This window comes from Ruegeria sp. BF7 (assembly GCF_056538605.1).
Window position 1 is genome coordinate 333,516 of record NZ_JBQFTM010000003.1, and the last position, 26,486, is coordinate 360,001.

A 26,486-nucleotide genomic window follows, 5' to 3' on the forward strand; every position below is an offset into this window, starting at 1 on the left:
CAATATGATTATTTTGTCATCCCTTTTTGAGACTTCGTCTCAACCGCCCAGCAGGTCCTTGCGATTCAAGGAAAAGCCAGAAGCGATCCAGCGGGTTTCAAGCTCGGCCAGTTTTTTACCCAGCGCGGGGCCGGTGAAGTCAGGGATCAGGTCGGTCGCCTGAACCGGAAAATCGGCGGCGGCACCTTTGCGCAAATCCTGCCGCATGTCTTCGGACCAGGGCTGTTCCAGAAAAGCGCAGCGCAACAGGGTTTCGTGCATCCCGCCTTCTTCCCCATAGCGGAAGCCCAGTTCGGCAATACTGGCGGTGCCTGCGGCCTCATCCCGCATCCGGGTCAGCCGTTGCAACTGCGCCTTGCTCAGGCGCAAGGTTTTGGCGATCTCAGGGGTGGCAATGGCGGCCAGACGTCGGATCGGCTCGGGGGTGACCCCGGCCTGGTGTTCCAAAACGACCAGAGGCGCCAGCGACCGGTCTTCGGCCCCCGGGGTCAGCTGTGCCAGGACACCCGCCTGACGCATGGCAGCAACCGAAGGCGCGGGATCGGGTGCGCCCATAAGCTTCAGCAGCTCGGCCCCGACCCGTTCGCGCGACAGGCCAGCCAGCCCGTCCAGATTGGCCGCAATCGCCGCCAGTGCGTCCGGGTCGAACCCGGCCTCGGCATCGCCATACCAGGCGTGGAACCGGAAATAGCGTAGCGAGCGCAGGTAATCCTCGCGAATTCGGTTTTCGGCCGTGCCGATGAACCGCACGCGCCGCGCCTGCAGGTCGGGCAGACCATTCAACGGGTCCAGCACTGTGCCTTCGGGCCGGGCATAGATCGCGTTCATGGTGAAATCGCGGCGCGCGGCGTCCTCTTCCACCTTGTCAGAAAAGGCCACCACAGCACGGCGGCCATCGGTTTTTACATCGCGGCGAAAGGTGGTGATCTCGTGCGGGGCACCACCACTGACCACGGTAATGGTGCCATGATCAATGCCGGTGGGAATAGCCTTGAGACCTGCCGCCTGTGCCAGTTCCATCACCCGCTCAGGGTGCGCATCAGTGGCAATGTCGATATCCGAGACTGGTGCACCCAGCAGCGCGTTTCGAACGCAGCCACCCACAAACAGCGCCTGTGCCCCAGCCCCGGTCAACGCCGCGCAGACCTTTTGTGTTGCCGGGTCAGTAACCCAGTCTTCCGATATTTGCGTCATTCACTCACCCGCGCGGCCAATCCCCGCAACATCCGGGCCGTCGCGCCCCAGATGTAATAAGGACCGAACGGCACAGTGTAATAATTCCTTTTGTGACCCCGCCAACGGCGCGATTCAACGAAATAATTCGCAGGGTTGAGTACATGTGCAAGCGGAACCGAGAATACCTCATCAACTTCACCGGGTTCCGGGGTCAGTTGGAACGGTGCCCGTAAGATCGCGACAACCGGCGTCACGGTAAAAGATGTGACGGTCTCATGGGTCGGCAGGTGTCCCAGAATCTCGGGCAAGTCAGGCGGCAGACCGATTTCCTCCTGCGCCTCACGCAGGGCAGTGGCGGTGACATCCACATCGCCCTCATCCTGCTTGCCGCCAGGAAAGGCGATCTGGCCGGGGTGATGTTTCAAGGCCGAGGACCGTTTGGTCAGGATCAGCCGTGGTATTCCGGTTGAAACCGAGATCGGCACCAGAACGCCTGCCGGGCGCAACTTGCGGCCCTCGGGTAAAACGGTTTCCGGGTTAAGGTCGAAATCGCTCGACCCGGGACCAGGGCGGCTGAGCGCCACCCGTAATTGCTCGGTTGGATCAGGTGTCGTCCGCATCAAATCCGACCGTGCCCGGTTCCAGCACATAATGGGCACCGCAGAACTGGCAATCGGCGGTCACTTTGCCCTCGGGCGTTGTCATCTTTTCGATGTCCTTGGCCGAGTAGATCGACAGGCTTTGCCGCACGCGGTCCTCGGAACAGGTGCAGCCGAACTGCACCGCTTGCGCGTCGTAAACCCGCGGCTGTTCCTCGTGAAACAGGCGGACCAGCAGGTCGGTCGGTGCGATCGAAGGCCCGATCAATTCCAGATCTTCGACTGTATCCAGCAGGATATTGACGCGGCCCCAGTTTTCACCCTCTTCACCATCCACCAGATCTTCGGCGGTCAGGATCTGGCCTTCACCCTCGCTGGTTGCCACAAACGGCGAGGCTTTGGGCATGTGCTGTAACATGACCCCGCCGGCGCGCCAGTGTTCACCAACACCCGGCTCGGTCGATTTGCCGAAGCTTAGCGAGAACCGGGTCGGCAGCTGTTCGGACTGAGCAAAATATGCCTCGGCACAGGCGCTGATCGAACCACCGGCCAGAGGTGTGATCCCCTGGTAGGGCTGCGAACCCTTGCCCTGATCGATCATGATGGCGAAATAACCTTCACCCACCTGATCAAATGGCGCGCCATTGGTCAGGCGGTCGCGGTCGAAACTGGCATAGGCGCGGATCCGGGCCGGTTCACCCTCTTGCTTGGGTGCGTAATAATCGGTGGCAATCATGCGCACCGGGCCCTTGGACTGAACCTGCAACGACAGTTTCCAGCGCAGCGAAATGGTCTGGCCGATCAATGCGGTCAGCAGGGCCATCTCGGCCACCAGCGCCTCGACCTTTTCCGGATAATCATGCTGCTTCAGGATGCCGTCGAGTACGCCATCCAGACGGGCCACACGGCCGCGCATATCCGATACATCAAGTTGAAAGGGCAGGACGGTATCGTCCCACGCTATTTTCGTTCCAAGAGACATGGGGTTTCCTTAAACGCCACAGGTTGGCATACCGCCACCATATAGGTCGAACACTTCGGGTTGTAAGGGGCCATACATGATCAGACGGTTCGGTGAAACCCCGCAAGCGGGGCAGAAATACATCAGACGTGTGGGTGTTTATGCATTGTTGCCTCGTGGTCGGCACCTTTTGCTGACTTGTCAGATGGAGCCCGGCCCCGACCTGCAACTGCCCGGCGGCGGGATCGACCCCGGCGAATCACCTGTCACCGCCCTGCACCGCGAAGTGTTCGAGGAAACCGGCTGGCTTGTGGCCGCGCCACGTCGCGTTGGCGCGTTCCGGCGGTTCACCTACATGCCCGAATACGACCTGTGGGCGGAAAAGGTCTGCCTGATCTACCGCGCCCGCCCCGTACGCCGTATCGGCCCGCCGACCGAGCCGTTTCATGAGGCCTTGTGGATGGATACCGCAGATGCAACGCAAATGCTGGGCAATGCCGGTGACCGCCACTTTGCCGCTCAACACCTGAACCGGCTCTAGGGCCCGTTATATTCAAAGAAAACGGCCGAGACGTCGTCATCCGTGCCGCTGCCGGGGGCCATGGCCTGTGTCAGGCGCCAGAACATGTCGTCCAGAAACTCGGTCCCGCTGCGGCCGGGGGCGCATTCCAAAGCCATCCGGCGCAGCCCTTCCTCTTCCAACAGCCCGCCACTGGCGAGCCCGCATTCGGTAAAGCCATCTGAATACAGCAACAGCTTGTCGCCGGGATGCAGATAGGTTTCGGTCTGCTGAAACGAGACGTCCGACAGCAATCCGATGGGCAGCCCGCCTTCGCCCAGAAACTCGGTCCTGCCATCGTGGCGCAACACCAGCGGGTGTGGGTGCCCGGCTTGCACCATTTTCAGATGCCCATTGCGCAAGTCAACGATCGCATAAACCATGGTAAAATACTCTTCGACACCCGCATCGGCCATCAGGCGGCAATTGAGCATTTCGGCCACCTGCTCGGGCGGTAGCAGCGCATAGAACTTGTCCATCCGCTTTTCCATCGCCACGTTCTGGTCAAAATGCTTGCTGGACAGATAGCCCCCCAGCCGCGCTGTCATCATCGCCGAGGTGATACCGTGGCCCGACACGTCGATGCTGTAGAACCCAAGCCGATTGACCCCGGGCGAGAACATTCCCACCAGATCGCCGCCAATATGGCCACAGGGTTTCAGCAACATGCTGACCCGCGACTTGCCGAATTCGCGGGTCAGTTCCGGCACCAACGAGTCCTGAATTTTCCGGGCCTGCATCAGATCCTTGTCGATGGCATCATGCGCCACGCGCAGTTCTTCCAGAGCGGTTTCGATCAACCGGTTTTTCTCGGACAGTTCCCGCTGCATATCCAGAATACGCGCCCCAGCCGAAATGCGCGCGCGCAGCTCATCGGCCTCAAGCGGTTTGATCAGAAAGTCGTCGGCCCCTGCATCCAGTCCTTTTGCCACCTCCTGCTTTTCGCTTTTTGAGGTCAGCAGGATGAAGTAGCTGTACTGCTCACTGTCCAGCGCCCGGAACGCGCGGCAGAATTCCAGCCCGCTCATCCCCGGCATGACCCAGTCGCTGACCACCAGATCCGGGGGGTAGGCGTGGCACATCTCGATGGCCGCATCACCGCTGTCGGCCTCAAGCACTTCGAAGCCCCATTTTTTTAGCGAGGCAACCAGAATCCGCCGTTGCAGGCGACTGTCATCAACGACAAGTACCTTTTGGATCGCGCCAAAATCCAGCTCTGTCCTGGCCTCTGCCTGACTGCCTTCTGCCACCTGTACCCTCTGCACTGCAACCATACCTGAACGCGCCGACCCTAGCGCGCGGCTATTTAACATCCCGTGAAGGCGTCTTGATTGCGTTGCTTAACCCGCTCTTTACCCGCCTCGGGCTACGCAGGTCATGTCGCGATAAGTGTGGAGAGGCAGAACATGATCGACTGGTCCAGGGTCAGACAGCTGCGGAATGAGGTGGGCGCCGGTGAGTTTGACGAGGTGGTGCAAGTCTTTCTGGACGAAGTGCAGGAAACCATTGAACGGGTGCACCGGGACACAAACCGGGCCGAGTTCGAGCAAAACATGCATTTCCTCAAGGGCAGCGCGCTGAGCCTTGGGTTCGACCGCTTCTCAAGCCTCTGTCAGGATGCCGAACGCAACGCCGCCGCTGGCAAGGCGGCTGAGGTTGATCTGCCCGCGATTTTGAAGATCTATGACGAGTCCCGCACTGTGTTCCTGACTGCCAAGGCCGTGAACCTGACCTAGATCACGAACTGCGCCAATGTCTCGTCTTCGGTGATGTCGGTATAGGTGAACCCGGCCTCATCCAGATGCGCGAACAGGCGGGCGAAGTTTTCGGGCTTGCGGGTTTCGATTCCGATCAGGACCGAGCCGAAATTGCGTGCCGATTTCTTCATGTATTCGAACCGGGCGATGTCATCCTCAGGGCCGAGAATGCTTAGAAACTCCTTCAGCGCGCCGGGGCGCTGCGGCAGGCGCAGGATGAAGTATTTCTTGACGCCGGAGTAACGCTGCGCCCGCTCCTTGACTTCGGGCAGACGCTCGAAATCGAAATTACCGCCTGAGGTGACGCAGACCACAGTCTTGCCACGAATAAAGCTTTGGACATCAACAATGGCCTCGATCGCCAGTGCGCCGGCGGGCTCCAGCACGATGCCTTCGACATTCAGCATCTCGATCATGGTAGTGCAGATGCGGTCTTCGGACAGGACCAGCACGTCGGACAGATGGCGATCCTTCAACAGCTCAAAAGGTTTCGCACCGATTTTCCCCACAGCCGCGCCGTCGACAAAGTTGTCCACCCGATCCAGCGCCACCGGATGCCCCGCCGCCATCGCCGCGTGCAGGCAAGCCCCACCCTTAGGCTCGACAAACAGGCAATGGGTCCGGTCCCCGAACCACGTCGCCACGCCCGAGGACATGCCACCGCCACCCACCGGCAGGATCACGTGATCGGGCAAGTCGCCCAGCTGTGCCTCAATCTCAACCGCCAATGAGGCCTGCCCTTCGATCACATCCTCATCGTCGAACGGAGACAAAAAATGCCCGCCCTGCTGCGCGCACCACGCCTGCGCTGCGGCCAGCGTGTCGTCGAAATAGTCGCCGATCAGGTGAATCTCGATATTGTCGCCGCCAAAGATGCGGGTCTTTTGGATTTTCTGCTGCGGCGTCGTCACCGGCATGAAGATCACACCCTTCACGCCCAGATGCTTGCACATATAGGCCACGCCTTGCGCGTGGTTGCCCGCACTGGCGCAGACAAAAAGGTCCTGCCCCTGCTGCTTGCGCATGGCATTGAACGCGCCGCGGATCTTGTAGGACCGCACCGGGCTCAGGTCTTCCCGCTTGAGCCAGATATCCGCGCCATAGCGGTCGGACAGATGGGCATTCCGCTGCAGAGGTGTGGGCGGAAACACGGTGCGCATTGCCTGTTCGGCGGTGCGGGCGCGGGTCATGAAATCAGTCATGACCGTTTCACTGCCGCATCACCGCCGAAAGGGCAAGGAATACATATGTGTACGTGGCTCAGGAGAGCTCGCGTTTTTCAACACAAACCCCATAAAACGTTGTCAGAACGCTCAAACTGGTCATTGCAATCACCCAGTTCACAACAGACTGAAGCACAAACCCAAGAAGTTCAGAAAACGCTCCGAAAAACCCTGATACAAGACCAAGAGCAAAGCCAAACGCGCCCAAAATTACAAAAACGAGCAGGACCGCCGTCGCAATGGGCCGCGTAGCACGCCACGAGTCATCAAGCTTAATTGGCTTACCTACAGCGCTTGCTGGAAGCACCAAGCTAAGCCGCTGAATAACCCAAAACATGAAAATCAACCCGACGACCAAAAGAGCTCCGCCAAACAATGAAAGCGAACCGCCTGCAAAACCTCCAGCGGCGTAAACTACGCCGAACAGCAGGGCTCCCAAACCTATGAGGATCGCCCCCAACAAGAAACCCCATCCAAAATACGATACGATGCGTGCCCCGTTGAAATCCGGAAATGTTTTTTCCGGGTACTCTTCCAGCAGGCAATAACGATGCCATGAAACGGCCACCCAAAGGGCCGCAACGTAGTTCAAAAGGCCAAGCAGCAATACGCCGCCAAACTCTCCTTGTTCTCCGCTGAGATAGGCCTGCCCCTTAACAATGAACAGCACCACCCCCAGAAAGGAAACTGCAATGATCGGAGAAGACACGCGCAACGCAGTTCCGAAATCATTGAAAATCATCCCAAGCGCATGTTTGAAAATCTGCCAACTCAACATCGAAAACCGCCCTCTCAACCAATCCTTGTTCTCTTTGCACCCGTTTCACCCCAATTCCCGCCCAGCGTCAACGCAGATAACTTGCCCCCGCTTTCAAAACCCGTTAGGGGCCAAGCGTTCTACGCATAAAGGGAAGTCAGATGTCCGCGCCCAAGAAAGTTGTTCTGGCCTATTCCGGTGGCCTTGATACCTCGATCATCCTGAAATGGTTGCAGACCGAGTATGGCTGTGAGGTCGTCACCTTCACCGCCGATCTGGGTCAGGGTGAGGAACTGGAACCCGCCCGCAAGAAGGCCGAGATGCTGGGGATCAAGCCCGAGAACATCTATATAGAGGATATCCGCGAAGAGTTCGTCCGGGATTTCGTCTTCCCCATGTTCCGCGCCAACGCACAGTACGAAGGCCTGTATCTGCTGGGCACCTCGATCGCGCGCCCGCTGATCTCGAAACGTCTGGTTGAGATCGCTGAAGAAACCGGTGCTGACGCCGTAGCACATGGCGCGACCGGCAAGGGCAACGATCAGGTTCGCTTTGAGCTGGCAGCTTATGCGCTGAACCCCGAGATCAAGGTTATTGCCCCATGGCGTGAATGGGATCTGACCAGCCGTACCAAGCTGCTGGAGTTTGCCGAAGCAAACCAGATCCCGATTGCCAAGGACAAACGCGGCGAGGCACCCTTCTCGGTCGATGCCAACCTGTTGCACACCTCGTCGGAAGGTAAGGTTCTGGAAGACCCCGCCGACATGGCGCCCGACTATGTCTATCAGCGCACCGTCCACCCCGAGGATGCGCCGAACGAGCCCGAGTACATCGAGATCGGTTTTGAAAAAGGCGACGCGGTCAGCATCAATGGCGAAGCGATGAGCCCCGCCACCATCCTGACCAAGCTGAACGAATATGGCGGCAAGCACGGTATTGGCCGTCTGGACCTGGTCGAAGGTCGTTTCGTTGGTATGAAATCGCGCGGCATCTATGAAACGCCGGGCGGCACCATCCTGCTGGAAGCACACCGTGGCATCGAATCCATCACCATGGACCGCGGCGCGATGCACCTGAAAGATCAGCTGATGCCGCAATATGCCGAATTGATCTATAACGGTTTCTGGTACTCGCCCGAGCGTGAGATGCTGCAGGCCGCAATTGACAAGAGCCAAGAACACGTCACCGGCACCGTCCGCGTGAAACTGTACAAAGGTCTGGCCTCGACCGTTGGCCGCTGGTCGGATCACTCGCTCTATTCCGAAGCACATGTGACCTTTGAGGAAGATGCAGGCGCTTACGATCAGAAGGACGCGGCAGGCTTCATCCAGTTGAACGCGCTGCGCCTGAAACTGCTGGCAGCACGGGACAAACGCCTGAAGTAGAGGAACTTCTGCACAAAAAAGTTGAATTGACCGGACGGGTCGCAACTTTGCCGCAGAATTGCCCGGTTGGTTGAACACACAGAACGGGTCGGTCCAGTAAGGAGTCCGGCCCGTTTTTCATTCAATCCAATCGAGGCATTCATGCAGGCAGATCACCGACAGGAACCCCCGGCAGAATTTGAGTTTCGGGGATCAGCGAGCGAATACTTCGGCATCTGGATCGTAAACCTGCTGTTGTCGCTATTGACCTTTGGCATCTACAGCGCCTGGGCCAAGGTGCGCACGAAAAAGTACTTTTACCAGAACACCTATGTCGCCGGGCGCAGCTTTGACTATCACGCGACGGGCGTGCAGATCCTGATCGGGCGGCTGATCGTGATCGCCGGGATCATCGCCTTCACAGTTCTGGGCGCAATTCCGCTGGTGAACCTGGTCATGTTGCTGGGTTTGGTGTTCCTGATCCCCTACCTGCTGGTGCGGTCCTTGCGGTTTCAGGCACGCATGTCCAGCTGGTCGAACGTGCGGTTCGATTTTCAGGGCAGATGGGGGTCGGCCGCGGCCAACTATTTCCTATACCCCCTCATCGCGGCGCTGACGATCTATACCACATGGCCCTTCGTGACCCGCTCGATCCAGAGGTTTCACGTGAGCGGGCACAGCTTCGGCACCACGCCTCTGCATTTCGACAGCCCGATTGCGCCTTTTTACAAGGCCTTTCTGGCAACAGCTGCCTGGGTCATTGTCAGCGTTGCCGTGATTGGTACCCTGCTGGGGGTGAACCTGTCCACGTTCGACGCATTTCTGGCCCTTGAAGACAACCCCGAAGACATCACGGCAATCCTGGCCGTTTTCACGATCTACGCATTTCTTCTGCTGGTGCTGGTTCCAGCAACGATCATTTATCGCGCCATGGTTCGCAATACGGTCTACAACTACACTATTCTGGGCGACGGGCACCGGTTCTATTCGGATGTGAACGCCCTGCGTCTGCTGTGGATTTCCGTTTCGAATGCTGTAATTGTCGCGATGACACTGGGTCTGATGCTGCCCTGGGCGCATGTACGCCGGGTACGCTATCTGGCCAATCACACCACATTCGTCCCTGCCGGTCCGCTGGATGATTTCGTGGGCGACGTCAGCGCACAAGTCAGTGCCATTGGCGACGCCTACGGGGATATCGAGGGCTTTGACATCGGCATCGCGGTCTGACCTTTGAGCGCGTTTCCCGAAGATATCGGCGCGCCTGTCCACGGGCGCGCCTATCCGCCTCTCAGCTCGCGCGAGATCCCTGCGCGGCTGGCAGTGGGCACCAATACCGTCTGGCTGATTGGCGATCAGGGTCAGATCCAGACCCGCTGCACCCCCGAGGAGCTGTCGGTGGAGACCCGCGTCGGATCAACCGAACGGCGGGTGAAGTTCCCGGACGGCACCCTGTTTCTGACCGACAAGCACGCAGCGCTCGAGCATCTGATCGCCGACTCCAGCGGATCGCGCCTGCATCAGGCAGAGAAGTTCCACCCCCGTCTTATCCTTGTCACACTGGCCAGTCTGGTCGCGATCTGGGGTGTGTGGAAATACGGGCTTTCGGTGCTGGTGGCGCTGGCGGTGTGGATGACCCCTCCGCCGCTTGTGGCCGCCATTGATGCCGGTGTGATGCAGGCGCTGGATCAGATCATGACTGAGCCCAGCGCCCTGAGCGACCGGGACAAAGCCAGGGTTCAGGACAGTTTCGACCGGGTTCTGGCGGCGCTGGGTCCCGCAGCCGAGGATCACGACTACACTCTGGAATTCCGCGACCTTCCGGGAATGGGCCCGAACGCCTTTGCCCTGCCGGGTGGCACGATTGTGGTGACCGACGACCTGGTGCGGCGGGTCTCAACCGATGCGCTGGCCGGGGTGATCGGGCATGAGATCGGGCATGTGGCCGAACAGCACGGGCTGACACAAATCTACCGCTCGCTTGGAGCGTTTGTACTGATCGGGATGATGGCGGGCGATACCGGCCCGGTGTTGGAACAGGTGCTGCTGGAAGGTAACCTGATCCTGTCCCTGTCCTATTCCCGCCAGCACGAGTTGGCAGCGGACCAGTTCGGCGTCGATCTGGCCAAAAAGGCTGGTTTCGACCCCAATGGCCTGTCGGACTTCTTCGAGTTGCTGGAACAGGAATTCGGCGATCAGGATATAGATTGGCTCAGCACGCACCCGCGGTTCGAGGATCGTCTGGAAAACCTGAAATCCGTGACCCAAGGTCACTAGGCGCGGGCTATTGCCTGCGCCCCGACTGCCCCCTAACCCTGTGGCTGAAACAGGAGGGACCCCATGACACTTGCCGCTATCGCCGATGGCATTCAGAAAAATCTGGTCGGGCGCAGCTTTGAAGGCTCGTTGAAATTCGACTGCGGCGATGACGGCGTCATCGTGCTGGCCGACAATCAGGCAAGCACGCAGGATCGCGACACCGATTGCACCATCCGCATCTCACAGGACAACCTGACCAAGCTGCTGACCGGCAAGCTGAACCCGATGACCGGGGTGGCACTGGGCAAGCTCAAGATCTCGGGCAATATGGGTGTGGCGATGAAGCTGGGGCAACTGTTGGGCTGAGGCGATAAACTCGTCTCACCACCGCGTGACAAACCATGTCAGCGGATTGCGCCGGTGCATAAGTCAGGGCAGCCTGATCCCGAAAGGAGCCCTGCCATGACCCGCATCGCCTATTTCGACTTCGTCAAGCCAACGCTGCTGTTTGCTTTGATCGCGCTGGCCGCCCTGCTGCGCGCCGCGCCCGCACCGGCCGCCGGGACCGAGACCCTGACAGTTGCGGGGGGCTGTTTCTGGTGTGTCGAATCCGATTTCGAATCCGTACCGGGCGTGATCGGAGCGGTCTCGGGCTTTACCGGCGGTAAAACCGCCAATCCAACCTATGATCAGGTTACCAAAGGCGGCACCGGTCATTACGAGGCGGTCCAGATCACATTTGACCCGGCCCGGGTGTCCCGTGAAACGCTGTTGAATATGTTCTTCCGCTCGGTTGATCCAACCGATGCAGGCGGTCAGTTCTGCGACCGGGGGGACAGTTATCGCACGGCGATTTTCGTCTCTAACGCGGGGGAAAAGGCGCTTGCGCAGCGGGCCAAGGCTGATGCGCAGCGCGCCTTGGGGCAAACGGTTGTCACGCCGATCCTGCAGCAAGGTGCGTTCTTTCCGGCAGAAGCCTATCATCAGGATTATTACAAGGGCACCAAGCTGGTCCTGACCCGCTTTGGCCCCAAGCGCCAGCACAGCGCCTACAAAGCCTATCGCAAAGCCTGTGGCCGCGATGCCCGGGTCAAGCAACTCTGGGGCAGCGCGGCGCCGTTTGCCGGGTCTTAATCGAACCGCGCCTCGTGCACTTCTTTGAGGTCGGGGATCACATCCGCCGTTCCGTGCCGCGTGACCATCAGGGCCGCGGCACGATTTGCCTGGGCGATGGCTTGCGCCATCGGCATCCCGTGATCCATTCCCGCCAGGACATATCCGGTGAACGTATCGCCGGCACCTGTAGTATCCACGGCTTGCACCTTATGGGCAGGAAAGTCCGAGGCCTCGCCGCGATGGTAATACCGCGCGCCTTTTGAGCCCAACGTGACGATCACATGTTCGATATTCAGGTCGGTCACCGATTGTCCGGTGGCATCGCGCAACTGCTCGGCCTCGACCTCATTCAGGATCAGAAAATCCAGATAGGGCAATACGGCCTGCACCGCCGCGGCCTGAAACGGGGCTGCGGCGTAGCAGACGGACAAGCCCAGCGCACGGGCTATCTTTGCGGCCTCGACCTGCAGGGTGGTTTCATTCTGCATCACCAGCAGATCACCCTGCGATGCAGAGGACAGCGCCTGCCCTAGCTGGTCCGGCGTGATTGCGTGGTTCGAACCCGGAAACAGGATGATATTATTCTCGCCCTGCGCATCCACAGCAATGATGGCGTGACCGGTGGGTACATCGACCTCAGCAACATAGCGGGTGTCGACGCCGTATTCCGTCAACCGATCCCGCGCCCAGCGCCCATCTGGCCCCACGGCCCCGATATGCGCCACCTGTGCCCCGGCTCGCGCCGAGGCCACGGACATATTTGCCCCCTTGCCACCCAGAAACCGATCCAGTCGATTGGCCGAAAGGGTCTCTCCCGGCCCAGGCAGGTGCGGCACATCATAAATCATGTCCGCGTTGATCGAGCCGAGATTCCAGATCGTCATGGTTTGCCCGAAATATCGCACGAGGCCAGAATGGCCATGTTCAGGATGTCATTCGCCGTCGAGACGGTCGAACAGATCTGGATCGGCTTGTCGACACCCGACAGGATTGGGCCGATCACCGTGGCGCCACCCATTTCCTGCATCAGCTTGGTCGAAATCGACGCCGAGTGCCGTGCGGGCACGATCAGGATATTCGCAGGGCCGGTCAGACGCTGGAACGGGTAACCCGCCTGTTGGTCCACGTTCAGGGCCACATCCACGGTCATTTCGCCTTCGTATTCGAAATCGACGCCGCGTTGGTCCAGAACGGCAGGAGCGCGGTGCATCTTCTCGGCCCGTTCCGACACCGGATAACCGAAGGTCGAAAAGCTGACGAAAGCCACGCGCGGCTCAAGCCCCATGTGGCGGGCCACGGCGGCCGCCCGTTCGGCAATATTCGCCAAGTCGTTCTCATCCGGCCATTCATGCACCAACGTATCCCCGATCAGAACGATGCGGCCCTTGTGCAGCAGCGCGGTGACACCAGCCGCACCATGGGCCGCGTCAGCGTCGAACACGTGGTTGATCCGGTCCAGAACATGCGCCGATTTGCGCGTGGCCCCGGTTACCAGACCGTCGCCATGCCCGTGCGCCAGCATCAGGGAGGAGAACACATGCCGGTCGCGGGCGGCCAGCCGGTGAATGTCCTTGCGGTCAAACCCCTTACGCTGCAGGCGTTTATACAGGAAGTCGTTATAGGTATCGAGATGCGCGGTGTTGGCGGCATTCACCACCTCCAGCTCGCGCACGGCATCGCCCAGACCGGCCTCTTCCAGCTTTTGCTTGACGTCCTCGACACGACCCACAACCAGCGCCTTGCCAAAGCCCGAACGCTGATAGGTCACCGCCGCGCGCAGCACGCGGGGATCGTCGCCCTCGGCAAAGATCATGCGGCTTTGGGCCTGGCGCGCACGGGCGTTCAGGCCGCGCAGGATGCTGGCGGTCGGATCCATGCGGGATTTCAGACTCAGCTCATACGCGTCCATGTCGATGATCGGACGGCGGGCCGCGCCGGTATCCATACCCGCCTTGGCCACGGCGGGTGGGATACGGTGGATCAGACGCGGATCGAACGGCGTTGGAATAATATAGTCGCGACCAAAGGTCAGCGATTTGCGATAGGCCATGGCGACCTCATCCGGTACATCCTCGCGCGCCAGACGGGCCAGCGCGTGTGCACAGGCGATCTTCATCTCGTCATTGATGGCGCGGGCGTGAATATCCAGCGCGCCCCGGAACAAGTAGGGGAAGCCCAGAACGTTGTTCACCTGATTCGGGTAGTCGCTGCGACCGGTAGCGACGATGGCATCCACGCGGACCTCATGGGCTTCTTCCGGCGTGATCTCGGGATCGGGGTTCGCCATGGCGAAAATCACCGGGTTGTCGGCCATGCTGGCAACCATATCCTGCGTCACCGCCCCTTTGACCGACACGCCCAGGAACACGTCGGCACCTTTCATCGCATCTTCCAGCGTTCGCAGATCGGTGGTGATCGCGTGGGCCGATTTCCACTGGTTCATGCCCTCGGTCCGGCCCTGATAGATCACACCCTTGGTGTCACAGACGATGCAGTTCTCATGCCGCGCGCCCATCGACTTGAGCAGTTCGATACAGGCAATCCCCGCCGCCCCCGCACCATTCAGGACGATCTTCACATCCTCGATCTTCTTACCCGAGATGTGCAGCGCGTTCAGCAGGCCCGCCGCACAGATCACCGCTGTGCCATGCTGGTCATCGTGGAAGACCGGAATATCCATCTCTTCCTTTAGGCGTTGTTCGATGATGAAACACTCGGGCGCCTTGATGTCTTCCAGATTGATGCCACCGAAGGTCGGTCCCATCAGCCGCACCGCACGACAGAACTCATCCGGGTCCTCGGTGTCCAGCTCGATATCGATCGAGTTCACGTCGGCGAACCGTTTGAACAGGACTGATTTGCCTTCCATTACCGGTTTCGACCCCAGTGCGCCCAGATTTCCAAGGCCCAGAACCGCGGTCCCGTTCGAGATCACCGCAACAAGGTTGCCCTTGTTGGTATAGTCATACGCCGTCTCAGGCGCTTCGGCGATGGCTTCACATGGAACAGCAACTCCCGGGCTGTAGGCCAGCGACAGATCGCGCTGCGTGGTCATGGGAACGGTGGCTTGCACCTCCCACTTGCCGGGGGTCGGATCGAGGTGAAAGGCCAGCGCCTCTTCTTTGGTGATCTTCGTTTTGGGCATCTTTTTGGTCGTTTCCATGACTTCGGGGCTGTCGCCTCATAACGCAGGAGAACGCGCGCCTCAACGAGAATGAGTTTTCGGCTTTTACAGAAGATGCGGGATTTGTAAGGTCGCGCCCGGAACACGCCAGAAAGGGACCGCTTTTGTCCATAGTCACGCCGATGATGGCGCAATATCTCGAGATCAAAGAGGCCCATTCGGACGCCCTGCTATTTTACCGCATGGGCGATTTCTACGAGATGTTTTTCGAAGACGCGGTGAACGCGGCCGAGGCGCTGGACATCGCCCTGACCAAGCGCGGCAAGCACAATGGCGAAGATATCCCGATGTGCGGTGTCCCAGTGCATTCGGCCGAAGGGTACTTGTTGACCCTGATCCGCAAAGGCTTTCGCGTCGCCGTCTGCGAACAGATGGAAAGCCCGGCTGAGGCGAAGAAAAGAGGCTCTAAATCGGTTGTAAAACGCGATGTGGTGCGTCTGGTGACCCCCGGCACACTGACCGAGGACGCCCTGTTGGAAGCCCGTCGCCACAACTTCCTGGCCGCCTATGCCGAAGTCCGGGACGAGGCGGCGCTGGCCTGGGCAGATATCTCGACCGGCGCGTTTCACGTGATGCCTTTGACCTCCGTCCGCCTCAGCCCAGAGCTGGCGCGGCTGGCCCCGTCCGAGTTGATCGTGGCCGATGGTGTACAGGATAAGCTGGGAGAACCGGTGCGCGATCTGGGGATCTCATTAACCCCGGTTGGGCGGGCCAGCTTCGACAGCACCGCCGCCGAAAAACGCATCTGCGGATTGTTTCACGTGGGCGCGCTGGACGCGTTTGGTTCGTTTGGGCGCGCCGAGATTTCGGCCATGGGCGCGCTGATCGACTATCTCGAGATTACGCAAAAGGGCAAACTGCCCCTTTTGCAAACACCGCTGAAGGAATCCGAAGACCGCGTTGTACAAATTGACGCCGCCACGCGCCGCAATCTGGAACTGACGCGATCCCTGGCCGGCGGTCGCGCCGGATCACTGTTGTCCGTGATCGACCGAACCGTGACTCCGGGCGGCGCGCGCTTGCTGGAGCAACGCCTCTCCAGCCCCTCACGCAATTTAGATGTAATCCATGCCCGGTTGGACGCGGTGTCCTACGCCACCGATGACAGCCTGACCGCCTCGGACCTGCGCGAAGCGCTGCGCAAAACCCCCGATCTAGACCGCGCCTTGTCTCGCCTGTCGCTGGACCGCGGCGGCCCCCGCGATCTGGCCGCCATTCGCAACGGGCTGACCCAAGCCGCGGCAATTGCCGGAATTTGCGAGGGTCAGGACCTGCCGGTTTTGCTGGCGACCGCTTTGCAAAACCTCGTGGGTTTTGATGATCTGTTGAACCTGCTGGACGAGGCCCTTGTCGCTGAACCGCCCCTTTTGGCCCGCGACGGCGGTTTCATCGCCCCCGGTTTCGACGCCGAGTTGGACGAAGCCCGCACCCTGCGCGACGAAGGCCGCTCGGTCATCGCCGGATTTCAGCAGAAATACGCGGAACATACCGGCATCACCTCGTTGAAGATCAAACACAACAACGTGCTGGGCTATTTCATCGAAACCACGGCCACCCATGCCGAGAAGATGCTGAACCCGCCATTCTCCGAGACCTATATCCACCGCCAGACCACCGCCAATCAGGTGCGGTTCACAACTGTGGAACTCTCCGAGATCGAAACCCGCATCCTGAACGCCGGGAATCTGGCGCTGGAGATCGAAAAGCGGCTCTATCAAAGGCTTTCTGATGATATTCTGGCCCTTTCTGCCCGACTTAACCAGGCCGCCCGTGGGCTGGCCGAGCTGGATTTGACCACTGCTCTCGCCGATCTGGCGCGTGGAGAAAACTGGTGCCGTCCGCAAGTCGACACCTCACGCGCCTTTGATGTACAGGGTGGCCGTCACCCCGTCGTGGAACATGCGCTGCGCCAGCAAAGCGGCGACGCCTTTATTGCCAACGACTGCGATCTGAGTGCTGACCAAGGCGCTGCGATCTGGTTGCTGACCGGTCCCAACATGGCTGGTAAATCGACTTTCCTGCGCCAGAACGCCTTGATCGCACTGCTGGCCCAGATGGGCAGCTATGTCCCTGCGGAACAGGCGCATATCGGTGTCGTCAGTCAGCTTTTCAGCCGGGTCGGAGCCTCGGACGATCTGGCCCGGGGCCGCTCGACCTTTATGGTCGAGATGGTTGAAACCGCCGCCATCCTGAATCAGGCAAATGACCACGCGCTGGTCATTCTGGACGAAATTGGTCGCGGTACCGCTACTTATGACGGCCTGTCCATCGCCTGGGCCACGCTGGAACATCTGCACGCCGCTAACAAATGCCGCGCGCTTTTTGCCACCCACTACCACGAATTGACTGCTCTGGCCGGTAATCTGGAAGGTGTCGACAACGCCACCGTCGCCGTCAAGGAATGGGAAGGCGAGGTGATCTTCCTGCACGAGGTTCACAAAGGCGCCGCCGACCGGTCCTATGGTGTTCAGGTTGCGCAGTTGGCTGGCCTGCCTGCCTCGGTCGTGGAGCGCGCCCGCGTGGTTTTGGATCAACTGGAGAAAACTGAACGCGAAGGTGGCAAACAGAAAGCCCTGATCGACGACCTGCCGCTGTTCTCAGCCGCTCCGCCGCCGCCTCCGGCGCCCAAAACCTCACCGGTTACGGATTTGCTGGATGACATCCTGCCGGATGAATTGACCCCGCGCGAAGCCCTGGATCTGATCTACAAACTGAAAGAGGCGGCCAGAACCTGACCGCCTCGACACTGTTCAGTTCCATAGCCTCTTAGCTTGCGGGCGTCGATGACACGCCAACCTGCGCCGGGCGCAGCAAGCGGTCATGCAGCATGAAACCTTCGGCTGAAACCTGAATGATGTCACCAGCACGGGTACCGGGCACCGGCGCTTCGAACATGGCTTCATGGATATTCGGATCGAATCGGTCACCAACCTCGGGCGTGATGACTTCAATCCCGTGTTTCTGGAACACGTCCTTCAGCGCGCGCATGGTCAGTTCCACTCCTTCCAGCAGGCCAGCAGCAACTTCTTTCTGCTCATCGGTCGCCGCTTCAAGTGCGCGTTTCATGTTGTCATAGACCGGCAGCATGTCACGCGCCAGCTTCGACCCACCATACTGTTCCGCATCCCGGCGGGCTTTGTCACCACGCTTGCGCGCATTCTCGGCATCCGCCAAGGCGCGCATGAACTTGTCCTTGTAATCGTCACGCTCGGCACGCAGCTCATCCAGTTCCAGCGCTTCGTCGCTGAATTCCGCGATTTCTTCCGCCAGCTCTTCCGCTTCGGCCGTTGCGATATCGTCCAGAAAATCTTCGTTCTTGGGCTCTGCCATCTCTTACCCTCTAGCTCCGGTCGGATATCAGCTTGCCGACCAGTTGCGCCGTATAATCCACGATCGGCACGATCCGTCCATAATTCAGACGCGTGGGCCCGATGACCCCGACCGCACCGATTATCTTTCGATCAGCGTTCATATAAGGAGACACCACCAAAGAGGAACCCGAAAGTGAGAAAAGTTTGTTCTCAGAGCCGATAAAAATGCGCACACCCTCGCCTTCTTCGGCCAATTCGAGGAATTCGGCGATGTCACGCTTGCGTTCGAGATCGTCAAACAGGGTTCGGATACGGTCCAGTTCCTCTTGCTGACCCGGTTCATTCAGCAGATTCGCCCGTCCGCGTACGATCAGACGGGCCGAGTCGCCTCCGTCCCCGTCCCAGGCGGCCATACCGCTTTCGACCATCGCCCGCGCCAGCGCGTCGATCTCTTGCTTACGGGCGTCGATCTGGGTCTGCATCTGACGGCGTACTTCACCCAGTGTTCGCCCCTCGATGAGCGCGTTCAGGAAATTCGCCGCCTCGCGCATAGAACTGGGCGTCTGCCCCGGTGGCGGCGTGAACAGGCGGTTTTCCACCTGACCGTCCGAGAACACCAAAACCACCAAAGCCCGGTCATGACCCAGAGAAACGAACTCAATATGCTTGATCTCGGCCTCATGCTTGGGTGTCAGCACCAGCGAGGCGCCTTGTGTCACGTGTGACAATGCCGCACCCACACGATCCAGCATTCCGCCCACATCACCTGCGTTAGAGCCTAACGTCTCGTCCAGTTTCTGCCGATCATCCGCACCCAGATCGCCGATTTCAAGCAGCCCATCCACGAACATACGCAGCCCCTGCTGTGTTGGAATCCGTCCCGCACTAACATGCGGGCTGTCCAATAAGCCCAGAAACTCCAGATCCTGCATCACGTTCCGCACTGTCGCGGCACTGACCTTTTCCGATAGGGTACGGGTCAGGGTACGGCTACCGACGGGCTCGCCGCTATCCAGATAGCTTTCTACGATCAACCGGAATACTTCGCGTGACCGGTCGTTCATCTCATTCAGAATTTTGCTCGCTTCGCTCATCGGCGGCCCCCTGCTGGGTCGTCATTAAATCGCAGGCAAATGAAAGGTCAATCGGGGTTGCATCGCAACGCCGCGGGGCGTTATCCCCAACCCAGCAATCAAAGGATTTTTCATGCGACCCTCAGGACGAGATTTAAGCGAAATGCGCACCGTTTCAATCGAAACGGGGTTCACCAAACATGCCGAAGGTTCCTGCCTGATAAAAATGGGCGACACCCACGTGCTGTGCACCGCCACGATCGAAGATCGCGTGCCGCCCTTCATCAAAGGCTCGGGCCTGGGTTGGGTAACTGCCGAATACGGAATGCTGCCCCGTGCGACCAACACCCGGATGCGGCGTGAGGCTGCAAGCGGCAAGCAGGGCGGTCGCACCGTTGAAATCCAGCGCCTGATCGGCCGCGCCCTGCGCGCCGGTGTGGATCGGGTTGCGCTGGGTGAACGTCAAATCACTGTGGACTGCGATGTGATCCAGGCCGATGGCGGCACCCGCTGCGCGTCGATCACAGGTGGTTGGGTTGCACTGCGCCTTGCCGTGAACAAGCTGATGAAGGCGGGTGACGTGATATCCGATCCGCTGCTCGATCCGGTTGCCGCAGTGTCTTGCGGTATCTATGCAGGTCAGCCGGTTCTGGATCTCGACTACCCCGAGGACAGTGAGGCAGGCGTGGACGGCAACTTCATCATGACCGGTTCCGGCAAACTGATCGAAGTGCAGATGAGCGCCGAAGGCTCGGTCTTCAGCCGCGCCCAGATGGATCAGTTGATGGATCTGGCTGAAAAAGGCGTGGCCGAACTGGCTGCTGCGCAAAAGGACGCCACTGCATGACCCGCAAGTTCGACAGCGACAAGCTGCTGGTGGCCACGCATAACAAAGGCAAACTCGAGGAGATGGCCCATCTCCTCGAACCCTTTGGTGTGACGGTCATTGGCGCGGCAGAGATGAACCTGCCCGAACCGGAGGAAACCGAGGACACATTCGTCGGCAACGCCCGGATCAAAGCCCATGCCGCCGCCAAGGCGACCGGCCTGCCTGCCCTGTCGGACGATTCCGGGATCACTATCGATGCGCTGGACGGCGCACCAGGTGTTTACACCGCCGATTGGGCCGAAACCGGCAACGGCCGCGATTTCCTGATGGCGATGACCCGCGCCCATGACGAGCTGGAGGCGAAGAACGCCGCCCATCCCCGCACCGCACAGTTCCGCAGCACGTTGGTTCTGGCCTGGCCAGACGGCCATGACGAGGTCTTCGAGGGTATCGCCCCCGGCCATCTGGTCTGGCCGATCCGGGGCGAAGGCGGATTTGGTTATGACCCGATGTTTGTCCCCGACGGGTACGACATTACCTTTGCCGAAATGGATCGCTGGGAAAAGAACAAGATCAGCCATCGCGGCCGCGCGGTGGAGATGTTCGTGAAAGGCTGCTTTGGCGGATGATTGGCGCAACGGGGGCTTTGGCCTTTATGTGCATTGGCCTTTTTGCGAGGCCAAATGCCCCTATTGTGACTTCAACAGCCATGTTTCCCGTAATATTGATGAAAAACAATGGCTTATATCTTACTTAAGCGAGTTGCGCCGTTCGTCCGCTGAAACACCTGACCGCGTCCTGAACACGATATTCTTTGGCGGCGGCACCCCGTCCCTTATGCAGCCCGACACCGTCGCCGCCGTCATCGACGAGGCTCGTGCCCTATGGCGGCCATCCAATGACATGGAAATCACGCTCGAGGCCAATCCCGGATCAGTTGAGGCTGGTCGCTTTGCCGCCTATCGCGATGCTGGCGTGAACCGCATCTCGATGGGTGTGCAGGCCTTGAACGACGAAGACCTGCGCCGGCTGGGTCGCATTCACACCGTGGCCGAGGCCCGCGTCGCCTTTGACATCGCCCGCAATTGTTTTGACCGGGTGAGCTTTGACCTGATCTACGCCCGCCAGCATCAAACCCCGGATGCCTGGCGCGCGGAACTGACCGAGGCACTGTCGATGGCCGTCGACCACCTTTCGCTGTACCAGCTGACCATCGAGGAAGGCACAGCGTTCGGCGCCCGCTACGCCATCGGAAAACTGCGCGGGTTGCCTGAGGATGACAGCGCCGCCGATATGTATCTGGCGACGCAAGAAATCTGCGAGGCACACGGCCTGCCCGCCTATGAGGTGTCCAACCACGCCAGACCCGGCGCGGAATCGCTGCACAACCTGATCTATTGGCGCTATGGCGATTATGTCGGTGTCGGACCCGGGGCGCATGGGCGCATCACGCTGAACGGTCAAAAACTGGCGACGGAAACCTATTTGTCGCCTGCCGCGTGGCTGAACGCTGTTGAAAGCGGGTCCGGAGAAAAAGAGCGCACCACACTTTCACGGCAAGATCAGGCAAATGAATACCTTATGATGGGTCTACGTATCAGGGAGGGGCTAGATATTGATAGATATAACAATTTATCAGACCTACCTTTGCCACAGGATAAACTGTCTGATCTGGCTGGGTTTGGCATGATCGATCAGACAAACGGACGACTAATCGCCACCAAAGACGGGCGAGCCGTGCTGAATGCGGTTATCCGGGAATTGTTAGGATAGATGATGCAATACATCTGGGCCATTCTGGGATTGATCTGCGTCGGCCTTGCGATGGTGGGCATCGTCCTGCCCCTGCTGCCAACGGTGCCATTTCTGCTTTTGGCAGCGTTCTTCTTCGCTCGGTCGTCCTCGCGCCTGCATAATTGGCTGATCACGCACCGCTCCTTCGGGCCGTTGATTGTAGACTGGCAATCTTCGGGCGCCATTCGCCCGGGCGCAAAAAAGGCGGCGACCATTTCGATCGCCGCCGTATTTGGCTTGTCTATCTTGTTGGCCTTGCCCTCCCATGTCCTGATCATCCAGGCCTTGGTGTTGGGCTGCGTAATGGTCTTTATCTGGACCCGGCCTAACGGCTGAGCTTGGCGCAAAGATCGTCCAACTGATCCAGGTTTTCATAGGTCAGCACCACCTGCCCGGTTTCGGTTCCGGCCTTGTGGTTGATCACAACCTTCATCGCCAGAATCGCGGACAGATCCTTCTCAAGCGCCCGCGTGTCTGCGTCCTTACCTGCATCCAGGTTTCTGGAGCGTGGTGCAGCCTTAACCTGATCGCCCTGCTGTTTCTTCACCAGCGCTTCTGTCGCCCGCACCGAAAGCCCGTCCCGCACCACGATTTTCGCCAACTCAGACGGGTTTTCCGCGGTAATCAGCGCCCGTGCATGGCCCGCCGACAGCTTTCCTTCGATCACCAGAGTCTGCACATCCAGCGGCAGCGACAGCAAACGCAGCAGGTTCGCGATATGACTGCGGCTTTTGCCCAGGGCTTCGGCCAGTTTTTCCTGCGTATGCCCGAACCGATCCATCAGCTGTTTGTAGCCTGCAGCCTCTTCTACGGCATTCAGATCTGCCCGTTGAATGTTCTCGATAATCGCGACTTCCAGCACCTCGGTATCGTCAAAATCACGCACGATGACCGGAATATCGTGAAGCTGTGCCATCTGAGCGGCCCGCCAGCGGCGCTCACCAGCCACGATTTCATATTGGCTACCGTTAACTTCGCGCACGATCAGCGGCTGAATGATGCCTTTTTCTTTGACCGAGGCCGCCAATTCGTCCAGCTGGTCCGGCGAAAAGGTCCGGCGCGGCTGGTTCGGGTTGGCCCGCAGCTTTTCGATCGGGACTTTCATATCCGGCCGACGGGGTTCTGACGGGACATGACCCTGGGCTTCCTGCGTCACATCTGCCATCAGAGCGGACAATCCGCGGCCCAAACCTCGGGGTTTTGATTTCTTGACAGCCACTGAGCCCTCCTCACTGCCGCTCAGGCGGCGGCTTTCTTATTCTTATACATGACTTCGCGCGCCAGGTGCCGATACGCCATCGCCCCCAACGACCCCGAATCATACTGCAGAACCGGCAAAGCGTAAGACGGCGCCTCGCTGACCCGCACATTTCTGGGTATCTTGGTTTTAAATACCATCTCACCCAGATTGTCACGTGCATCCTTTTCGACCTGACGGGACAAGTTGTTGCGGTTATCATACATGGTTAACACAACACCTTCGATTCTGAGATCCGGATTCGCGGTTTGGCGGACTTCTCGTATCGTCAGCATCAACTGCGACAACCCCTCAAGTGCAAAGAACTCGCTTTGCAGCGGAACCAGAACAGAATGAGCCGCAACCATGGCGTTTACGGTCAGCAGGTTCAACGAAGGCGGGCAGTCGATAAGCACAAAATCAAGCTCGAACTTATCAATTGACGTCTGCCGCAGCGCGTCATGCAAAAGGTAGCTGCGCTTTTCGTTCGAAATCAGTTCGATGTCGGCCGAACTCAAGTCGACGGTTGCGGGGATTACAAACAGGCCTTCTATTTCCGTCTCTTGCACGACCGCCTCAAGCGGCGCGTCGTCAAGGATCAGATCGTAAGTCGTCCAGTCCCGGTCTTCGACGCCTAGGCCGGTTGACGCGTTTCCTTGTGGATCGAGGTCGACAACCAGTACCCTGCACCCGGCTTCGGCCAAACCTGCAGCCAGATTGATAGCCGTCGTCGTCTTTCCCACCCCACCCTTCTGATTGGCAACCGCAATTATCCGAGGCCCTGAGGGGCGAGACAGATCAACCACGCGATACTCCTTTGATCCTTAGGATAACAGCTTGGGGTTCAGTTAAACTTGTAATCGCCTCGCACTCGAAGTTCCATTCCTCACGTGCGGCTTCCAGCTCTTTTTTCCAGCTTGCACCTTTCGGCAACAAAGCTGTACCAGTTTTTCCTAAATGTCTGTCACAAAATGACAATAATGCCTTAAGATCCGCAAGAGCCCGCGCAGAAAGAACGTCCGCTAGTATCGGTTCCACGTTTTCGATTCGCTTTGAAATGACAGTACAATTGGCGCCGCATTCTCTTGCCACGCTGCGCAGGAACGCCGATTTACGCTGATCGCTTTCCACGAATGTGAACTTGGCTTCTGGCGCTTCTTCGATGCCCATGATTGCGCAGACCATACCGGGGAACCCGCCCCCGCTGCCCAAATCCACCCAGGTTTTGAACGCATCTGCACAGCGGTAAACCTGTACGGAATCCAGAATGTGCCGCGTCCAGATGTCCTTTAAACTGTTGCGGGATACCAGATTGATCTTCGGATTCCAGCGTTGCACCAGATCTACATAGGTCTCGAGCCGCTCGAATGTTTCACGTGAAACACTCAAACCATCAAAGATTTCGTGGCTCATGCCTTGCGTACCTTTTGCCCGCGCCTCAATTTGGCCAACAGCAATGTAAGTGCTGCTGGTGTCACCCCTTCGACGCGCCCGGCCTGAGCGATATTCACCGGTCGGGCCTGTGAAAGCTTTTGTTTCATCTCGGAAGACAGACCTTCCAGCGAAGAATAGTCGAAATCCCACGGAATTTCATAAGATTCATCACGTTTCATCGCTTCGACATCTTTTTGCTGACGCGCGATGTAGTTTGCATAAAGCGCGTCACGCTCAACTTGAAGCCGGATATCTGTTTCGACATCTCCCAATTCAGGGACAAGGGGAACCAGATCATCAAACGAGACATCTGGGAACGCCAATAGCGCCATACCATCCCTGCGATTGCCGTCCTGATTGACGTTAATTCCCACGGCGCGCGCCTCTTTCGGCGTGTATGTGCGATCCGTCAACATGGATTTGGCAGAGGTGAGTTTGCCCATCTTCTCGGCAAACCGGGCTTGGCGTTCCTCTCCCACGCACCCAAGGTCTGTACCCAAAGGTGTCAGCCGCTGATCGGCATTGTCTGCTCGCAAGGACAGTCGAAACTCCGCCCGAGAAGTGAACATACGGTACGGCTCCGCCACACCACGCGTGGTCAGATCGTCAATCATTACACCGATATAGCTGTCGGCCCGGGTGAAATGAACGGGATCTCGTCCAAATACAGCCAAAGCGGCATTCAGCCCCGCGACGAGGCCTTGGGCAGCAGCTTCCTCATATCCTGTTGTACCGTTGATCTGACCCGCAAGGTATAGTCCCGGTGCTTCAGGTAAGGACAAAGAGGATGTCAGAACACGTGGGTCGACATAATCGTACTCAATTGCATAACCAGGCTGCAGGATTTTGGCATTCTCAAGCCCTTTAATTGAGTGCACATAATCTTGCTGCACATCTTGAGGCAAAGACGTTGAAATACCGTTTGGATAGATCGTGTGATCATCAACCCCTTCGGGTTCAAGGAAAATCTGATGGGAGTCCTTTTCCGCAAATCGCACAATCTTGTCTTCTATCGAAGGACAGTATCTGGGCCCCACCCCATCGATATGCCCACCGTACATAGCAGATCGAGACAGGTTCTTTTCGATGATCTCATGGGTGCGCGCGTTTGTATGCGTGATACCGCATGAAATCTGCGGTGCGACAACGGACGTGGAGAGAAAGGAAAACAGCGTGGGGTCGTCGTCTCCGTCCTGACGTTCAAGATCGGACCAGTCGATTGTCCGACCGTCCAACCGTGGCGGTGTCCCGGTTTTCAAACGACCCATCGGTAGATCAAGACTGTCCAATCGTTCTGCCAGCTTGACTGAGGGCCGATCCCCCATCCGCCCCCCTGGCCTAGAAACATCGCCGATATGGATAATGCCGCGCAGGAACGTGCCTGAAGTCAAAATAACGGCACCAGCGTGAATTTCAGTATCGTCCGCCAGCCTGATTCCGACCACCTTGTGCCCGTCCATCAGAAAGTCGACGACCTCTCCGACCACGACCGACAGACGATCCTGTGCCTGCGTTTCCTTTTGCATGGCAGCCCGGTATAGCGCACGATCAGCCTGGGTTCGGGGGCCTTGTACTGCCGGACCTTTGCGGCGGTTCAGCAAGCGAAACTGAATACCGGCCTGATCCGCGACCCGGCCCATAACGCCATCCAGCGCATCGATTTCACGGACCAAATGGCCTTTTCCCAATCCGCCGATAGCCGGGTTACAAGACATCACACCAATATCGGAGGCGGATAGGGTGACCAGCGCAGTCTCGGCTCCCATACGTGCTGCAGCATGAGCAGCCTCAGTACCAGCGTGGCCAGCCCCAACAACGACAACATCAAACTTCGAATGTTTCACGTGAAACAC

General features: G+C 58.8%; 26 protein-coding genes. 12 read left to right on the forward strand and 14 right to left on the reverse strand.

What is annotated here, in order from left to right; all coding sequences use genetic code 11:
- Positions 1 to 39: 39 nt before the first annotated feature.
- Genes ACR0IK_RS10185 through hslO form a run of 3 tightly spaced genes read right to left on the reverse strand, consistent with a single transcriptional unit; the run spans position 40 to position 2,757 of the window.
- Complete coding sequence (locus ACR0IK_RS10185; protein ID WP_480641392.1) at positions 40 to 1,194, reverse strand: CCA tRNA nucleotidyltransferase; 1,155 nt, start codon at positions 1,192 to 1,194, stop codon at positions 40 to 42.
- Positions 1,191 to 1,796 carry a CoA pyrophosphatase gene (locus ACR0IK_RS10190; protein WP_480641393.1) on the reverse strand — a complete coding sequence of 202 codons (606 nt, stop codon included), beginning with the start codon at positions 1,794 to 1,796 and terminating at the stop codon, positions 1,191 to 1,193. Before ACR0IK_RS10190 ends, ACR0IK_RS10185 begins: the two co-directional genes overlap by 4 nt.
- Entirely contained in the window at positions 1,780 to 2,757 is a 978-nt protein-coding gene (gene hslO / locus ACR0IK_RS10195; RefSeq protein ID WP_480641394.1) for an Hsp33 family molecular chaperone HslO, read from the reverse strand. The genes ACR0IK_RS10190 and hslO overlap by 17 nt, the downstream gene beginning before the upstream one ends.
- A gap of 76 nt (positions 2,758 to 2,833) precedes the next feature.
- Between hslO and ACR0IK_RS10200 the strand changes: the two genes are divergently transcribed.
- Positions 2,834 to 3,277, forward strand: a complete 444-nt coding sequence (locus tag ACR0IK_RS10200) for an NUDIX hydrolase (RefSeq protein ID WP_480591936.1) — start codon at positions 2,834 to 2,836, stop codon at positions 3,275 to 3,277.
- On the opposite strand, the gene ACR0IK_RS10205 is transcribed toward ACR0IK_RS10200, so the two are convergent.
- Complete coding sequence (locus tag ACR0IK_RS10205; RefSeq protein ID WP_480592162.1) at positions 3,274 to 4,569, reverse strand: PP2C family protein-serine/threonine phosphatase; 1,296 nt, start codon at positions 4,567 to 4,569, stop codon at positions 3,274 to 3,276. The genes ACR0IK_RS10200 and ACR0IK_RS10205 overlap by 4 nt on opposite strands.
- A 132-nt stretch (positions 4,570 to 4,701) precedes the next feature.
- Here ACR0IK_RS10205 and ACR0IK_RS10210 point away from each other — a divergent pair, with 132 nt between their 5' ends.
- Positions 4,702 to 5,031, forward strand: a complete 330-nt coding sequence (locus tag ACR0IK_RS10210; RefSeq protein WP_480641395.1) for an Hpt domain-containing protein — start codon at positions 4,702 to 4,704, stop codon at positions 5,029 to 5,031.
- Here ACR0IK_RS10210 and ilvA read toward each other — a convergent pair.
- Together ilvA and ACR0IK_RS10220 are read right to left on the reverse strand one after the other, a co-directional pair.
- Positions 5,028 to 6,254: a threonine ammonia-lyase IlvA gene (gene ilvA / locus ACR0IK_RS10215; RefSeq protein WP_480591939.1), complete on the reverse strand. Its 1,227-nt coding sequence runs from the start codon at positions 6,252 to 6,254 to the stop codon at positions 5,028 to 5,030. The genes ACR0IK_RS10210 and ilvA overlap by 4 nt on opposite strands.
- A gap of 58 nt (positions 6,255 to 6,312) precedes the next feature.
- Entirely contained in the window at positions 6,313 to 7,053 is a 741-nt protein-coding gene (locus ACR0IK_RS10220) for a hypothetical protein (protein WP_480641396.1), read from the reverse strand.
- Between the two features lie 140 nt (positions 7,054 to 7,193).
- On the opposite strand from ACR0IK_RS10220, the gene ACR0IK_RS10225 reads away from it, so the two are divergent.
- The 5 genes from ACR0IK_RS10225 to msrA all read left to right on the forward strand — a co-directional run bounded on the left by ACR0IK_RS10225 (position 7,194) and on the right by msrA (position 11,789).
- Positions 7,194 to 8,417: an argininosuccinate synthase gene (locus ACR0IK_RS10225; RefSeq protein WP_480641397.1), complete on the forward strand. Its 1,224-nt coding sequence runs from the start codon at positions 7,194 to 7,196 to the stop codon at positions 8,415 to 8,417.
- A gap of 141 nt (positions 8,418 to 8,558) precedes the next feature.
- Complete coding sequence (locus tag ACR0IK_RS10230) at positions 8,559 to 9,626, forward strand: YjgN family protein (protein ID WP_480641398.1); 1,068 nt, start codon at positions 8,559 to 8,561, stop codon at positions 9,624 to 9,626.
- A gap of 3 nt (positions 9,627 to 9,629) precedes the next feature.
- On the forward strand, positions 9,630 to 10,673 hold the full coding sequence (locus ACR0IK_RS10235; protein WP_480641399.1) for a M48 family metallopeptidase: 1,044 nt from the start codon (positions 9,630 to 9,632) through the stop codon (positions 10,671 to 10,673).
- A 63-nt stretch (positions 10,674 to 10,736) separates the two neighbouring features.
- Positions 10,737 to 11,021, forward strand: a complete 285-nt coding sequence (locus ACR0IK_RS10240) for an SCP2 sterol-binding domain-containing protein (RefSeq protein ID WP_170326135.1) — start codon at positions 10,737 to 10,739, stop codon at positions 11,019 to 11,021.
- 96 nt (positions 11,022 to 11,117) lie between these two features.
- Positions 11,118 to 11,789, forward strand: a complete 672-nt coding sequence (gene msrA, locus ACR0IK_RS10245) for a peptide-methionine (S)-S-oxide reductase MsrA (protein ID WP_480641400.1) — start codon at positions 11,118 to 11,120, stop codon at positions 11,787 to 11,789.
- Here msrA and ACR0IK_RS10250 read toward each other — a convergent pair.
- On the reverse strand, positions 11,786 to 12,655 hold the full coding sequence (locus tag ACR0IK_RS10250) for a ribokinase (RefSeq protein WP_480641401.1): 870 nt from the start codon (positions 12,653 to 12,655) through the stop codon (positions 11,786 to 11,788). The genes msrA and ACR0IK_RS10250 overlap by 4 nt on opposite strands.
- Positions 12,652 to 14,916 (reverse strand): NADP-dependent malic enzyme, encoded by a 2,265-nt coding sequence (locus tag ACR0IK_RS10255; RefSeq protein ID WP_480591952.1) that lies wholly within the window; start codon positions 14,914 to 14,916, stop codon positions 12,652 to 12,654. The genes ACR0IK_RS10250 and ACR0IK_RS10255 overlap by 4 nt, the downstream gene beginning before the upstream one ends.
- Before the next feature lie 161 nt (positions 14,917 to 15,077).
- Between ACR0IK_RS10255 and mutS the strand changes: the two genes are divergently transcribed.
- On the forward strand, positions 15,078 to 17,690 hold the full coding sequence (mutS, locus tag ACR0IK_RS10260; protein ID WP_480641487.1) for a DNA mismatch repair protein MutS: 2,613 nt from the start codon (positions 15,078 to 15,080) through the stop codon (positions 17,688 to 17,690).
- A gap of 31 nt (positions 17,691 to 17,721) precedes the next feature.
- On the opposite strand, the gene ACR0IK_RS10265 is transcribed toward mutS, so the two are convergent.
- Entirely contained in the window at positions 17,722 to 18,285 is a 564-nt protein-coding gene (locus ACR0IK_RS10265) for a nucleotide exchange factor GrpE (protein WP_480591953.1), read from the reverse strand.
- 10 nt (positions 18,286 to 18,295) lie between these two features.
- Positions 18,296 to 19,360: a heat-inducible transcriptional repressor HrcA gene (gene hrcA / locus ACR0IK_RS10270; RefSeq protein ID WP_480641402.1), complete on the reverse strand. Its 1,065-nt coding sequence runs from the start codon at positions 19,358 to 19,360 to the stop codon at positions 18,296 to 18,298.
- A gap of 112 nt (positions 19,361 to 19,472) precedes the next feature.
- On the opposite strand from hrcA, the gene rph reads away from it, so the two are divergent.
- Genes rph through ACR0IK_RS10290 form a run of 4 tightly spaced genes read left to right on the forward strand, consistent with a single transcriptional unit; the run spans position 19,473 to position 22,298 of the window.
- Positions 19,473 to 20,186, forward strand: a complete 714-nt coding sequence (gene rph, locus ACR0IK_RS10275) for a ribonuclease PH (protein ID WP_480641403.1) — start codon at positions 19,473 to 19,475, stop codon at positions 20,184 to 20,186.
- Positions 20,183 to 20,797, forward strand: coding sequence for an RdgB/HAM1 family non-canonical purine NTP pyrophosphatase (gene rdgB, locus ACR0IK_RS10280; RefSeq protein WP_480641404.1), 615 nt, complete (start codon positions 20,183 to 20,185; stop codon positions 20,795 to 20,797). The genes rph and rdgB overlap by 4 nt, the downstream gene beginning before the upstream one ends.
- Positions 20,787 to 21,941 carry a radical SAM family heme chaperone HemW gene (gene hemW / locus ACR0IK_RS10285; RefSeq protein WP_480641405.1) on the forward strand — a complete coding sequence of 385 codons (1,155 nt, stop codon included), beginning with the start codon at positions 20,787 to 20,789 and terminating at the stop codon, positions 21,939 to 21,941. The genes rdgB and hemW overlap by 11 nt, the downstream gene beginning before the upstream one ends.
- Positions 21,942 to 21,944: 3 nt before the next feature.
- A complete protein-coding gene (locus tag ACR0IK_RS10290; RefSeq protein WP_480641488.1) occupies positions 21,945 to 22,298 on the forward strand; it encodes a YbaN family protein in 354 nt (117 codons plus the stop codon).
- Here ACR0IK_RS10290 and ACR0IK_RS10295 read toward each other — a convergent pair.
- From ACR0IK_RS10295 to mnmG, 4 genes are read right to left on the reverse strand one after another with little or no spacing between them, the layout of a single operon-like run.
- Positions 22,288 to 23,181 carry a ParB/RepB/Spo0J family partition protein gene (locus ACR0IK_RS10295; protein ID WP_480641406.1) on the reverse strand — a complete coding sequence of 298 codons (894 nt, stop codon included), beginning with the start codon at positions 23,179 to 23,181 and terminating at the stop codon, positions 22,288 to 22,290. The two genes, ACR0IK_RS10290 and ACR0IK_RS10295, sit on opposite strands and share 11 nt — an antisense overlap.
- Positions 23,182 to 23,201: 20 nt before the next feature.
- Entirely contained in the window at positions 23,202 to 24,005 is an 804-nt protein-coding gene (locus tag ACR0IK_RS10300; RefSeq protein ID WP_480591965.1) for a ParA family protein, read from the reverse strand.
- Positions 23,998 to 24,612 (reverse strand): 16S rRNA (guanine(527)-N(7))-methyltransferase RsmG, encoded by a 615-nt coding sequence (rsmG, locus tag ACR0IK_RS10305; RefSeq protein WP_480641407.1) that lies wholly within the window; start codon positions 24,610 to 24,612, stop codon positions 23,998 to 24,000. Before rsmG ends, ACR0IK_RS10300 begins: the two co-directional genes overlap by 8 nt.
- Positions 24,609 to 26,477, reverse strand: a complete 1,869-nt coding sequence (gene mnmG / locus ACR0IK_RS10310) for a tRNA uridine-5-carboxymethylaminomethyl(34) synthesis enzyme MnmG (RefSeq protein ID WP_480641408.1) — start codon at positions 26,475 to 26,477, stop codon at positions 24,609 to 24,611. The genes rsmG and mnmG overlap by 4 nt, the downstream gene beginning before the upstream one ends.
- Between the last annotated feature and the right edge of the window lie 9 nt (positions 26,478 to 26,486).

Bases quoted from the DNA above. Each gene is read 5' to 3' on its own strand.
- ACR0IK_RS10290 (WP_480641488.1), top strand. From the start codon at position 21,945: ATGCAATACATCTGGGCCATTCTGGGATTGATCTGCGTCGGCCTTGCG.
- hslO (WP_480641394.1), bottom strand. From the start codon at position 2,757: ATGTCTCTTGGAACGAAAATAGCGTGGGACGATACCGTCCTGCCCTTT.
- ACR0IK_RS10230 (WP_480641398.1), top strand. From the start codon at position 8,559: ATGCAGGCAGATCACCGACAGGAACCCCCGGCAGAATTTGAGTTTCGG.
- ACR0IK_RS10220 (WP_480641396.1), bottom strand. From the start codon at position 7,053: ATGTTGAGTTGGCAGATTTTCAAACATGCGCTTGGGATGATTTTCAAT.
- hrcA (WP_480641402.1), bottom strand. From the start codon at position 19,360: ATGAGCGAAGCGAGCAAAATTCTGAATGAGATGAACGACCGGTCACGC.
- rph (WP_480641403.1), top strand. From the start codon at position 19,473: ATGCGACCCTCAGGACGAGATTTAAGCGAAATGCGCACCGTTTCAATC.
- ACR0IK_RS10255 (WP_480591952.1), bottom strand. From the start codon at position 14,916: ATGCCCAAAACGAAGATCACCAAAGAAGAGGCGCTGGCCTTTCACCTC.
- ACR0IK_RS10185 (WP_480641392.1), bottom strand. From the start codon at position 1,194: ATGACGCAAATATCGGAAGACTGGGTTACTGACCCGGCAACACAAAAG.
- ACR0IK_RS10205 (WP_480592162.1), bottom strand. From the start codon at position 4,569: ATGGTTGCAGTGCAGAGGGTACAGGTGGCAGAAGGCAGTCAGGCAGAG.
- ACR0IK_RS10200 (WP_480591936.1), top strand. From the start codon at position 2,834: ATGATCAGACGGTTCGGTGAAACCCCGCAAGCGGGGCAGAAATACATC.
- mutS (WP_480641487.1), top strand. From the start codon at position 15,078: ATGATGGCGCAATATCTCGAGATCAAAGAGGCCCATTCGGACGCCCTG.
- ACR0IK_RS10225 (WP_480641397.1), top strand. From the start codon at position 7,194: ATGTCCGCGCCCAAGAAAGTTGTTCTGGCCTATTCCGGTGGCCTTGAT.
- msrA (WP_480641400.1), top strand. From the start codon at position 11,118: ATGACCCGCATCGCCTATTTCGACTTCGTCAAGCCAACGCTGCTGTTT.
- rdgB (WP_480641404.1), top strand. From the start codon at position 20,183: ATGACCCGCAAGTTCGACAGCGACAAGCTGCTGGTGGCCACGCATAAC.
- ACR0IK_RS10190 (WP_480641393.1), bottom strand. From the start codon at position 1,796: ATGCGGACGACACCTGATCCAACCGAGCAATTACGGGTGGCGCTCAGC.
- ACR0IK_RS10210 (WP_480641395.1), top strand. From the start codon at position 4,702: ATGATCGACTGGTCCAGGGTCAGACAGCTGCGGAATGAGGTGGGCGCC.
- ACR0IK_RS10250 (WP_480641401.1), bottom strand. From the start codon at position 12,655: ATGACGATCTGGAATCTCGGCTCGATCAACGCGGACATGATTTATGAT.
- ACR0IK_RS10240 (WP_170326135.1), top strand. From the start codon at position 10,737: ATGACACTTGCCGCTATCGCCGATGGCATTCAGAAAAATCTGGTCGGG.
- ilvA (WP_480591939.1), bottom strand. From the start codon at position 6,254: ATGACTGATTTCATGACCCGCGCCCGCACCGCCGAACAGGCAATGCGC.
- rsmG (WP_480641407.1), bottom strand. From the start codon at position 24,612: ATGAGCCACGAAATCTTTGATGGTTTGAGTGTTTCACGTGAAACATTC.
- ACR0IK_RS10265 (WP_480591953.1), bottom strand. From the start codon at position 18,285: ATGGCAGAGCCCAAGAACGAAGATTTTCTGGACGATATCGCAACGGCC.